Raw genomic sequence first — 2242 nt, forward strand, 5'->3', positions numbered from 1 at the left:
CAGCTGCATCGCAATTTCATGGGCTATACCACCCATGCCGACACCGACCTGGTGGCCGGAATGTCGGCGGAGCTGCCGGTGTTCACCCTCAACCCGCAATTGGAACGTGTCTTGCAGGAGTCCACGCAGGGCAACGGCGCTGCGCTGGAACCCGGTCTCGCAGAGCGTCTGCACCAGAGCCTGGCCGAATGTGTCAGCAAGCAGGAAGCGCGAAACGAGCCGGCGGTCGTGCTGGTACCGGCCCCGGTGCGCGCCGCGCTGGCGCGCCTGGTCCGCCACAGCGATCCTTCGCTGTCGGTCCTGGCCTACAGCGAAGTGCCGGAAGACAAGCGCCTGAAACTGGTCGGAACGATCAGCTGACGCCGCCCTTCCAAGCGCCAGAAAACAGACACCACTTACAAACCGCACCACACGACAGATTCCAAGGAGAACCCGAACCGTGCAGACCACCGACCACCCGCGTTCTCCGACCGCCACTCCGCCGACCTCGTCCCGTGACCACAGCATGAAAATCAAACGATTCGTCGCCCCCGACATGCGCTCGGCCATGAACCTGGTGCGCAAGGAACACGGCCCCGACGCGGTGATCCTGTCCAACCGGCGTATCGAGGAAGGCATCGAGATCGTCGCTGCCGCCCATTACGATGAGAGCGTCGTGCAGCGTGCACTGGAAGCCTCGCGCCGCGAGATCGCACCGCCGCCGCCGAAGCCACGCACCGCCGCCGACGCAGTCATCGCCGCCGTCACCCGCCGTCGCAGCGCAACGACCGCCGCCGAACCGGTGGCGGCCACCACCTCGGCCGTGGCCGCCCTGGCCCGCGCCGCCGTCGGCGCGACCGGTCGCACCCTGGACAGTGCCGACGAGATCGTGCCGACCCGCGGCAGCAGCGGCTTCGCCGCCACCCTGGCCCGCGCGGGCGTCAACGAATCGGCACTGCCGGAACAGATCTTCGCCGCGTACGCCGACGCCATCGTGGCACCGCCGGCCAGGCACGTGCTGCCTGCCGCGCCATACCTGGCGCAGGCCCAGGTCCAGCCCCCGGTGGCGGCGCCGATCAACCGCGCCCGCTTCCTGATCGACCCGCCGCTGGAAGAGGACACCGCACCCACGCTGCCGCCGCCCATTCCTGCCGCCGCACCGGCGCCGGCGCCGGCCATCACCATGGCCGCCGCTGTGGTCGAAGCCCCGGTCGAAGCCGCCTGCACCGCGCCTGCGGCCACGGCCAACGACATGACGCCGGTCGCCGGGCCCCAGCCGGCCCCGGCCCCGGCCCCAACCCCGCAGCTTGCCCCCGCCCCTGCCATCACCATGGTTGCCGCCGATGACGGCGAGATCCGCCAGCTGCGCCAGGAAGTGGCGGGCATGCGCCAGGTGATCGAGCGCGAAATGAACCGCTTCACCGACGAACGCCTGCGCGGCAGCCCGGTGCGGGCCACCGCCCTGGACTTGATGGACGAGTACGGCTTCGATACCGGCCTGTCGCGCGACGTGGCCATGCAGATCCCGCTGGACACCGAGGCCCACCGCGGCCGCGGCCTGATGCTGGGGCTGATCTCGCGCAAGCTGCCGATTGCCCCGGTCGACCCGCTGGAAGCCGGCGGTGTGATCGCCCTGGTCGGCCCCACCGGTGCCGGCAAGACCACCACCATCGCCAAGCTGGCCTCGCGCTTTGCTGAAAAGCATGCCCCGCGCGACGTGGCCCTGGTGACCACCGACACGATGCGCATCGGTGCCCGCGAGCAGCTGTACGGCTACGGTCGCCAGCTCGGCATCGCCGTGCACGAGGCCAACAGCGGCACCGACCTGGACCAGCTGCTGGAACGCCTGCAGGACTACAAGCTGGTGCTGATCGACACCGCCGGCCTGGGCCCGCGCGACCGCGCACTGGCCGCCCAGCTGCAGTGGCTGCGTGCCGCCCGCCAGGTACGCACCCTGCTGGTGCTGCCGGCCAACACCAGCTTCGGCGACATGGACGAGGTGGTCCGCCGCTTCGGCGCGGCCAACCTGCAGGGCCTGGTGCTGAGCAAGCTGGACGAGACCGGCCGCTTCGGCAACGCCCTGTCGGTGGCCGTCGACCACGCCCTGCCGATCACCTGGGTGACCGACGGCCAGGACGTCCCGGAGGACCTGCACCGGGCCAGTGCAGCCAATCTCGTACTTCGCCTTGAAGATTTGCGCCGAGCGGCCAGTTTTTGCCGGGCTGCAGACTTATCTACGCCGTTATCCACAGGCGTTGATCGC

2 protein-coding genes are annotated in these 2242 nt (G+C 69.9%); both read left to right on the forward strand.

The genetic code is table 11. The features are described from left to right. Positions 1-360, forward strand: a 360-nt coding sequence (locus ACQKDV_RS19170; protein ID WP_427785820.1) for an FHIPEP family type III secretion protein, incomplete at its 5' end; no start/stop codon positions are given. A 145-nt stretch (positions 361-505) separates the two neighbouring features. Continuing rightward, positions 506-2242: flagellar biosynthesis protein FlhF (gene flhF, locus ACQKDV_RS19175; RefSeq protein ID WP_427785821.1), on the forward strand; the 1737-nt coding region annotated here is incomplete at its 3' end.

Source organism: Stenotrophomonas sp. NPDC077659, from assembly GCF_050268705.1.
In the GTDB taxonomy this organism is placed as follows: Bacteria; Pseudomonadota; Gammaproteobacteria; order Xanthomonadales; family Xanthomonadaceae; genus Stenotrophomonas.